We start from the raw sequence: 9,729 nt of genomic DNA on the forward strand, positions 1-9,729 counted from the left end.
TTATATTTGCAACCCAGTTCGACGGATAAGTCGTCAGAACAAAGAGAATGGTCCGGTAGTTCAGTTGGTTAGAATACCTGCCTGTCACGCAGGGGGTCGCGGGTTCGAGCCCCGTCCGGACCGCAAAAAGCCTGATAACGCAAGTTATCAGGCTTTTTGATTTTATTCTTGTTTCGTTTCGGGATGAGTCTACCGACCGAACCGTGCCAGATACCCCAGCGAAAGTCCTACGTTCAGGCGACGGTTTTCGCTCCCTTCCAGCCAGCCGTCCCGGAAACTACCCATGGGATAGTAGCCGCGAGCTTCGATGAAAAACTGCCCTCCGTAACTATTCAGGGCAATACCCATACCTCCTGCAGCTCCATAAGTCGTGCGTTGATCAAAATCCTGGCCTTCGTAATCAGTGGTTTGTTCCATTCCTCCGGCAAAGCGTTCTTTCGTTTCCAAGGCGTAACGGGCTGCTGCACCGGCATTGATGAAAAATTGCGTTTTATTGCCGAACGAGAACCGGAACAATACCGGCACATCAATACTGGAAGTAGTCGTTTTTAAATCGCCACCCCGGCTGTAGGTAACCAGTGAGTTTCGACTGTACAGAATCTCTGGCTGTAAGGAAAGTACGTTCCCCAGCGAGAAATTAAAGACCAGCCCGCCATCGTATTCGGGAGCCAGCCCCAATTCCACCGGAAGCGTTTTGTTGATCAGTAAGGAGTGATTACCGCTGGCTTTAACGCCCAGATAACTGCGACCCCGATAATCTTCTTTTTTATACCGGGAACGGGAGTACGAATAGCGATCATACCGGGGACGACGGTCATATGAGGAGTACCGACGATCATAAGACGAATACCGGCGGTCATCTGAAGAGTACCGACGATCGGAAGACCGGCGGTCGTAGGAGGAATAATCTCGATCATACGGAGAATACCGTCGATACGATTGAGCTTCTGCGAAAGAAACTACCGTGAACAAAAGAAGGGCTATGAGAGAGAAACGTTTCATAAGCGAGTTGGATTTATGAGGAAAAACACTTAAAAAACGATTCCAAACCAAAACCCTTGCTGAAACAGAATGGATGGAGTAGAAAGGTTGTGAAAGATAATAGGTTGTAAATCAGTCAGTCACTGCTTTGGTTTATTAGTAAACGGTTTGAAATAAAAAAATCCGGACGAATGCTTCGCCCGGATTTAAATCAATGGAATGGTACCTTATTTACCCATTGATGAGTGTTCGGTCCGTTTTTTCTGAAACTCGATGGTGTCCAGAGCAAACAGGTCCTGATCATCTTTGGCATCGGGATTGAGGAATACAAAATAGACGTCCGTCAATCCAGTAGTGGGCACGCCCGTGAGCGGAGCCTGAATTTGACCGGTCTCCCGAATGCTCGTCTGACCAATCAGCTTTCCGGTGGGGGAGCCCAGGCGAATTTCGACCTGACCGCCGCTGGCTTTGCCGGGTGCGGTATAGGCGTTAAAGACCACAGACGTAATCTCCGACAAATCGATTTTCTTGAATCCCAGATAGCTACCACTCGTTGTCGCCACGGCCAGATCTTTCTTCAGTTCTTTGGACTTCGACGTTTGAATGTACTTGGATACATCATTGCTTAGAGCGGGTACTTTTGCACTCCGTAGCGTTACGGCCTGTTGGGCGGTTTGCGGAGCAATGCTACCATTGCCTTTATCCGTATAGCTGGCGGCAAAAATGTACGTACCATTCTTGCCATTGTCCTCCGGCGTGTAGTTACCTTTCAACGGCTGACTCTTCTTCTTGTCGTCCGTCAAACTGAGGATGTACTTCACCATTTCACTAACGTCGGCTTTCGAAAGCTGGGGGTGAGCACTCATGGGTTGTTCGCCCCATACGCCCGCACCACCGTTAATTACTTTTGCCACCAGTTTCGCTTCGGCATTCTTGCCTTTGTACTTCTTCGCTACATCGCGGTACGCGGGGCCAATGGATTTCTTGTCAATGGCGTGGCAGGCTTTACAGTCCGAAAGCTCCATGAGGCGTTTGCCCGTCGAGAAGCTCGTATTCATCTGGTGACCCTGGGCAATGACGGTTTTGTCGTACCCTTCCAGGAAATTGATGTCTACGTTTACATCTTCTGCTGCGATTTTTTTGTTGGCCAGCGAGCCATCTTCCTTATCGGATACTTTCACTTCGTAAGCTACAGGCTGCTGGTCGAAGTAGAACGTCTGGTTGCCTTTCACGGCTACTTCTACTTTCGGCAATTCATTACCAACCTGAATTTCCAGTGTTTTCTGGCTGACCTTTCCGGCCGCGTCCGTTACTTTCAAGACGGGCTTGTAGATGCCCGGCTTCGCGAACGTATACGAGGCGGTTGGCGTAGTGAATTTTTTACCGTTTACGGTCCACTCGTATCGCAACGCATCGCCGTCGTAATCCATGGAACCTTTGCTGGAGAGCGTTACCTGTAGCGGAGCGGCTCCGGCCGTTTTGCTGGCACTGGCCATGGCTACGGGCGGACGATTACCCGCGTTGTAGGTAATCCGCGTCAGGCGGGCGTCATCGTTCTGGGCAAACCAGTTCGGGCCGTATTCCAGCATGTACAAGGAACCATCCCGGTCGAATTGCATGTCAATCGGGTGCGAGAATTTCCAGTCCGGCAGGAAACGTTCCATGCTCTGGAGATCACCATTGGGCTTCAGAGTTACAACGTTGATGTAATCCCGAACCCAGTCGTAGGCAAAGAATTTTCCCTGATAAAAGTCCGGGAATCGTACTTTAGAATTGGCGTCGTAATCTTCCGCGTAGAAAACCGGGCCAGCCATCGCGTTACGACCGCCTTTGCCCACGATTTCGCCAAACTCTGGTGAATCGGCGTACGGATAATAGATAATGGGTTTTTGAGCAGGTGGTAATTCCTTCAGGCCCGTGTTGTGCGGCGAATCGTTAATGGGCTTAGCCGGATCGTACTTCTCTCCTGATTGCTTCTTTTCGAAATTATAACGGTTGTACGCCCGGTTGTCCGCCACAAACAGCGGCCAGCCAAAGTATCCGGCTTGCCGAGCCTGGTTTACCTCGTCGTGCCCCCGTGGACCGCGACCTTCAATGTTGTTCGCCGCGTCGGGGCCTACTTCGCCCCAGTACAAATAACCCGTGTGTTTGTCTACTGAAATCCGGTATGGGTTCCGGTTACCCATGACGTAAATTTCGGGTAAGGCTTTGTCAGTGCCGGGTTTAAACAAGTTACCGGCGGGAATGCTGTACCCCGCGGTACCATCATCGTTCGGCTTAATACGCAGAATTTTTCCGCGGTAGTCATTCGTATTGGAAGAGGTTGCCCGGGCATCCCAGCCCCGGCGGTCGGGGCGTTCGTCACTGGGACTAAATCCATCGGAATCGAAAGGGTTGGTATCATCACCCGTTGAAAGATAGAGGTTACCGACTTTATCGAATTCAATCGAACCACCCGTGTGGCAGCAGCCCGAACGTTTCACGGGCACACGAAGCAGCACCTGTTCGGTTTTCCAGTCAATCGTTTCCTGCGTGGGGTTGAATTTCACCCGTACCAGTCGGTTCGCCGTATCGGCTCCGTAATGGCTGGCCGAGGGCGAATAGTATAGATACATCCAGTGATTTTCTTCGAACTTCGGGTCCAGATTCAGGCCCATCAAACCGTATTCAAAAGTCGAGAAAACGCTGACCGTATCGAGCGTTTTTACCTTGGGTGAATTCTTGGGGTTGTAGTAACGAATCTCGCCCCGGCGATGCGTGAAGAATACTTTGCCGTCGCGTACCGCCAGCTCGGTGGGTTCGTACAACTTTTCATCGAGTACCTCGCGTGAGAAGCGGTTTTCTTCGGGAGCCCGCTGCGTTTTCGCTTTTTTGTAATCGACGGGCATCCCAGCTCCGGCCCAGCGTAAGCCGCCCCAAAGGTGTTGCAAGAACAAGGGCTCCATGAATGTTTCGTCCGTATGGCCGTAAGCCGTGTAGAAAATTCGGCCTCCGTCGTATTCGTGGTACCAGGCCATCGGGTGATTCTCCCCGGCATTCATCTTCGCATCTCCGTACGATTTTTCGTCTACCGTAATCAGCACCTTGATGTCGGGATTCACGTTTTTGTAATCGTAGAATTCATCCGTCCGTTTAAACGTCGTCGGTAATTCCGCCGTGGCCGGATGATTTTTATCGCGAACGGTCATGTCGCCCGTCCGCACGTTCGGATTGCCGGGGTGGGAGAGAAACCAGCCACCGACCATTTTCCCGTACCAGGGCCAGTCGTATTCCGTATCGGCTGCCGCGTGGATACCCACGTAGCCACCACCCGCCTGAATGTACCGCTCGAAAGCAGCCTGCTGGCTGTCGTTGAGCACATCGCCCGTTGTACTCAGGAAGACGACGACTTTATATTTTTTCAGATTGTCTTCGGTGAAAGCGGTGGAGTTTTCGGTAGCATCCACCGTGAAGCCGTGCTTACGGCCCAAAGCCTCTACGCAACGAATGCCCTGAGGAATGGAGCTATGCCGAAACTTCACCGTTTTAGAGAAAACCAGTACCCGCTGACCCTTCAGCGGATTGTCGAGATTCTGAGCCCAAACTAGGGTAGGCAACCACAACAGCCCCAGCACTAGCAGGCGTCGCCAAGTAGATACGCTCATGGAATAAAATAGATTAGAAAGATGGAGAAATCGAATAAGCGTGCAAATTCGGGAAGATGGTGTTGATTTCAAGCTTTTAAGGTGAGTAATGTTAAACTTTTAATCTAAATAATACTATCATAACTAAAACGTGAAAATAAGGATTGGAGTTTTGGCAGGAGTATATCTGTGGACGACTTCCTGTATCTTGCCGCCTATTTACGAATCAATCGCGACATGATACAATCTCAATTGGGAGCTTCGCTGCTGTCCTGGGTACATCCCGTCTGGACGGCTGAATCCGGAAAATACGCCATTACCCAAACGGCTAATGCTGGTTTTGATCTGCTGGAAATCCTCTTGCCGACTAGTATGGAGTTTGATCCCCCAACGGTGAAGTCCCAGCTTCGTCAGGCGGGGATTGGAGTCGTGTGCGGCCTGAATTTGTCGAAGCCGTACCACATTCCCTTTCACCCCAAAGAAGCGACACAACTAATCAAAACGGCTCTTGAGAAAACAGCCGGGGTAGGAGCAACCCAACTGGTGGGCGTTTTGCACGCGGCTATCGGCGTATTCACCGGACAGCCCCGTACCGAAGCCGAGGAACAAACCGTATGCGAAGTATGGGCCGACGTAGCCGATTACGCCGCTCAATTAGGGATAACCGTAGCCATTGAACCCATCAATCGGTACGAAAGCTACGTTTGCACATCTGCCGGGGAAGTGTTAACGATGCTTGCGAAAGTAAACCATCCCAATCTGGCCCTGCACCTGGACACCTTTCACATGAATATTGAAGAGCGTAATTTCTACGAACCTGTAGTTCAGGCGGGTAACCACTTGCGGCACGTACACATGACGGAAAGTGACCGGGGGATGCTGGGCGAAGGCAACGTACATTGGGACGATCTGTTCCGAGCTTTATCGGAAATCAACTACAGCGGCCCGCTGGTGTTGGAAAACTTTTCCTCCCAGGTCGAAGGCATGGCTTCGGCTACGTCGCTCTGGCGACCGTCCCGGTACGGAGCAGAAGAACTGGCGAAGGGCAGTCTGGAGTTTATGCGGAAGATGGTGGAGAAGTATAACTGACAAGTAGAGGGTAATCAGGCGAGTACTCCAAATACTAAAAACAATGGGGTTAAGGGCTTGCTAGAATGTCAGTTCCTGCAAGCCTTTTCGTTTAGCTCAGTACTAGACATCGGCGGGAAGCTTTTCATGACTAGGTGAAAAGTATCTTTCAACTGGGTTTCATAAGACGAATTAACTTGATCCTACGCAGAATTTATCTTTTCACGGATCAGAATATACGCTAAACGATAGGCCCCATTTCGTTCGTGTTCCAGACCTCCAATAGCGGGTAGTACCGCTGTTTTTGATACCTATATTGTTAGTACCGTTGTTGGTGTTTGGCATAGCGTCACCCACAACCATGGGGGCACCTAATTCACTTTTTATAGGTGATGATAGCTGGTGATCAAGGGCAAATCATCCTGACAGTTGGTCTAAAACGGAGAAATAACCTAGGAAGAAGAACACTGCGGTGAGTATCAGTTGTAAGGACAAGCCTTAGAGCATGCAAAAGCAAGTTAAAGAACTAGAACGTATCGAGTTAGCAGACGATTCACGAAAAGATTTTTAACAAATATCAATGGGCCAATTACGTGTTTTTTATCGTACAGTAATTCGATTACAAAACGTGTGATAAAGCGTCGCAGGAAAGAGCTTTTGTATCGCTAATCAAAGAAGCAGGTGTACAGCTTCTCGTAAAATTACTTACATTCGAACATTCAAAAGCCAGTGAACTGGCGAAAATACAGCTTCTAAACCTTAGTATAAAACGAATATGCCTCAGGTCTACTGGATGGTTTTTCTATGCTTTCTGACGGGCCATCTGACCGATGGGTACAGTCAGGCTAGTACGCCTCCAGCTTCGGCCTATGCCCAACAACTTTACCAGAAAGCCACCCGTACTTCGGCTAGTTATTACAATGGTAAAGAATACACTATCCAGGAGTTCCGCCCCCAAGGTCATCAGTTTTTTGAGTCAATGGATTGGTTGTCAGCGTCTCTGTCGTACGAAGGCATTCGCTATGATGACTTGCCGCTACTGTATGATCTTAACCGGGATTTATTCATTCTGCGAAATCATGACGGCTTACATCGCATTATTCTTGACCAGAGTTTACTCGAAAATGTAACCATTGGAACGCATGCCTTTGTACGCATTCGGCAGGGATTAAAACCCGGTTTTTATGAACGGCTGTACGACGGAAAAACGAAAATTTTTTGTAAACGAACGAAAGATCGAACGGAAGATTTGTCACAGCAACGCGTTTTGATTATTTATACTCCTCACGATTATTACTTCCTCTTAAAAGGCGATCAGTACATTCCGGTAAATAGCAAAAAATCGGTTTTAACGGCCTTGAGCGATCGTAAAAAAGAGCTTCGAAAATACGCCCGTACCCTGAATTTTAGAGAGGACCGGGAGAACGCTATTCGCAACGTAGTCGCTTATTACGATCAGATCAAATGAGAGCACTTTTATTCTGCATCTTTCTTTTACTGGTGTTTCAATCGCGTTCGTTCGGACAATTAACGTTTGACGGACGGGTCGTTAACGGCAGTTGTACCGATTTGAAATTCGACGAATTGGTACGAACGCTGGAAGCTTCTTCGAACTATTATTTTTACTATACCAAAGCCGACACGGATAGCGTGCGAATTACGGCTCAGGTACGTAACCAGCCCTTGACGAACTTTCTAACGGAAGTACTCCGGGAAACCGACCTGAAATTCGCCATCGACGCCCGGCATCACGTTTTCATTACCAAAGAGCGACCCATCATTACCTCCCTGCCCATCGGTGTATTCGAGGTAGATCAGGACGTAGATACTAGCATTTCCTACAGCTTTCACGACCGCGAAATCACCGCTCGTCTGCTCTCAACGGCCGAAAATAAGGTCTACGATATTGGCGTGAAAACCTATCGCATTCGGGAAGGTGTCGCGACCGTGAGCGGTTACGTTCGAAACATCGTAACGGGCGAACCCGTAGTCGGAGCGGCCGTATTCATCGAAAAGCCGTCCATTGGCGTCGCCACGGATGCTCTGGGTTACTATACGCTGACTTTACCCCGGGGACGGCATACCTTGAAAGTTCGAAGTGTAGGGATGCGGGAAGGGCACCGACAGATTGTCCTGTATTCGAACGGTAAGCTGAACATCGAACTCATCGAGAACATCGTGGCTTTGAAGGAAATTCAGGTCAAGTCTGATCTGGATGCCACCGTATCCAGTAATCAGATGGGCGTATCCAAACTGACCATTACCACCATGAAGCAGGTACCGACGGCCTTCGGCGAAACCGATGCTCTACGGGTAGTACTGACGCTACCGGGAGTAAAATCAGTGGGGGAAAGCAGTACGGGTCTGAACGTACGCGGCGGGTCCACGGATCAGAACCTGATCTTGTTCAATGATGCTACGGTGTATAATCCTTCGCACTTGTTTGGCTTTTTCTCGGCCTTCAATCCTGATATTCTCAAGGAAATCGAACTGTACAAGAGCGATATGCCCGCTCGCCTGGGAGGTCGTCTGTCGTCGGTACTGGACATTACGACCCGGGAGGGCAATAAAAAGAAATTCGCTGGTTCCGGAGGCATTGGTCTGCTGACGGGCCGGTTAACACTCGAAGGGCCCATCATCAAGGAACGAACCTCAATTATGGTGAGCGGTCGTTCGTCGTATTCCAACTGGTTGCTCCAACAGGTATCCGACGTACGGTACAATCGGAGTCGGGCCTCTTTCTACGACGTTAACGTACAGGTCAATCACGAAATTAATCAGCGTAATAGTCTGACTCTGACGGGCTACCTCAGCAACGATCAGTTCAAATTCAACAGTGATACGGTGTATCGTTACCAGAGTCAGTTGGCTGCTCTAAAGTGGAAACGGATTTTCCACCCCAAGCTGTTCGGAACGTTCACGGCTTCTTACAGTCGCTATCGCTACGATATTCAGGGGGATCAATTCCCCGAAAACGCCTACCAGCTCAAATTCGGTATTCGTCAGTATAACGTCAAGGCGGATCTGAGTTACATTCCCAATACCCGTCATACGATGGATATGGGGATCAGTAGCATTTTGTACAAAGTCTATCCGGGATCGTTTTTCCCGAAAGGCGAGGCTTCGCTGGTGAAGCCCGAGGAGGTTCAGTCCGAACAGGGACTGGAAACGGCTCTGTATTTTTCCGAGCGGTACGACATTACTCCGAAGCTGGCCATTACGGGAGGCCTCCGCGTATCCATGTTTCAGTACCTCGGTCCGAAGCAGGTAGCCCAGTACGCCGAAAACCTGCCCTTCGACAAGCAATACATCACGGGCTTTCGGTCCTACGGCTCGGGAGCGATCATTCAGCATTACATGGGACCCGAGTACCGGTTCTCGCTGCGGTACATGCCTACGCCGACCTTGTCGGTCAAAGCGGGCTTTAATACGACGCGGCAGTACATTCAAATGTTATCGAATACGGCGGCCATTTCACCGACGGATGTCTGGAAGTTGAGTGATCCGTACCTCAAGCCCCAACAGGGCACGCAGTATTCGCTGGGGGTATACAAAAACCTGCGGGCGGGCGTGATTGAGTTGTCCGTGGAGGGCTATTACAAAGACCTCAAAAATGTACTGGATTACAAAAGTGGCGATTCGCTGATTCTGAATAAGCAAATCGAAACGGCGGTGATTTCGACGATTGGTCAGGCGTACGGGGTCGAGGTACTGTTGAAGAAATTACGTGGCAAACTCAATGGCTGGGCGAGTTATACCTACTCGCGGACCTTGCTACGGGCCAGCGATCCTTCCTTGCCCGATGCACCGAACCGGGGCAAATTCTATCCGGCTAACTACGACAAACCGCACGACTTCAGCCTGATCAGTAATTATAAAGTCAATCGCCGATTGAGCTTTTCCTTCAATTTTACCTACAGTACGGGTCGACCCTATACGCCGCCCGTGGGCAAGTACATGATGGAAGGGGTGGTGCGACCGTATTACGCCGACCGCAACCAGAATCGAATTCCCGATTACATCCGGGCCGATTTTGGAATCAATATTGAGGGGAATC

General features: G+C 49.8%; 5 protein-coding genes and 1 tRNA gene. 4 read left to right on the forward strand and 2 right to left on the reverse strand.

The features are described from left to right. Nucleotides 1-49 precede the first annotated feature (49 nt). Nucleotides 50-123, forward strand: a tRNA-Asp gene (locus tag ACOJTG_RS12915). 66 nt (nucleotides 124-189) lie between these two features. Here ACOJTG_RS12915 and ACOJTG_RS12920 read toward each other — a convergent pair. Both ACOJTG_RS12920 and ACOJTG_RS12925 read right to left on the reverse strand, forming a co-directional pair. Further along, entirely contained in the window at nucleotides 190-1,002 is an 813-nt protein-coding gene (locus ACOJTG_RS12920) for a porin family protein (protein WP_420154198.1), read from the reverse strand. 206 nt (nucleotides 1,003-1,208) lie between these two features. Further along, the gene (locus ACOJTG_RS12925) at nucleotides 1,209-4,625 is read right to left on the reverse strand and encodes a ThuA domain-containing protein (protein WP_420154199.1); all 3,417 of its coding nucleotides are present in this window, start codon (nucleotides 4,623-4,625) and stop codon (nucleotides 1,209-1,211) included. A gap of 216 nt (nucleotides 4,626-4,841) precedes the next feature. Between ACOJTG_RS12925 and ACOJTG_RS12930 the strand changes: the two genes are divergently transcribed. The 3 genes from ACOJTG_RS12930 to ACOJTG_RS12940 all read left to right on the forward strand — a co-directional run. Beyond that, nucleotides 4,842-5,693, forward strand: coding sequence for a sugar phosphate isomerase/epimerase family protein (locus tag ACOJTG_RS12930; RefSeq protein WP_420154200.1), 852 nt, complete (start codon nucleotides 4,842-4,844; stop codon nucleotides 5,691-5,693). A 754-nt stretch (nucleotides 5,694-6,447) separates the two neighbouring features. After that, nucleotides 6,448-7,140: a hypothetical protein gene (locus ACOJTG_RS12935; protein ID WP_420154201.1), complete on the forward strand. Its 693-nt coding sequence runs from the start codon at nucleotides 6,448-6,450 to the stop codon at nucleotides 7,138-7,140. Then, the coding region (locus ACOJTG_RS12940) for a TonB-dependent receptor (protein WP_420154202.1) at nucleotides 7,137-9,729 on the forward strand (2,593 nt) is incomplete at its 3' end. The genes ACOJTG_RS12935 and ACOJTG_RS12940, both read left to right, overlap by 4 nt.

Source organism: Siphonobacter sp. (assembly GCF_048595215.1).
GTDB lineage: Bacteria > Bacteroidota > Bacteroidia > Cytophagales > Spirosomataceae > Siphonobacter.

Excerpts from the sequence above, each read along its gene's own strand:
- ACOJTG_RS12920 (WP_420154198.1), bottom strand. The coding sequence starts at position 1,002 with ATGAAACGTTTCTCTCTCATAGCCCTTCTTTTGTTCACGGTAGTTTCT.
- ACOJTG_RS12925 (WP_420154199.1), bottom strand. The coding sequence starts at position 4,625 with ATGAGCGTATCTACTTGGCGACGCCTGCTAGTGCTGGGGCTGTTGTGG.
- ACOJTG_RS12930 (WP_420154200.1), top strand. The coding sequence starts at position 4,842 with ATGATACAATCTCAATTGGGAGCTTCGCTGCTGTCCTGGGTACATCCC.
- ACOJTG_RS12935 (WP_420154201.1), top strand. The coding sequence starts at position 6,448 with ATGCCTCAGGTCTACTGGATGGTTTTTCTATGCTTTCTGACGGGCCAT.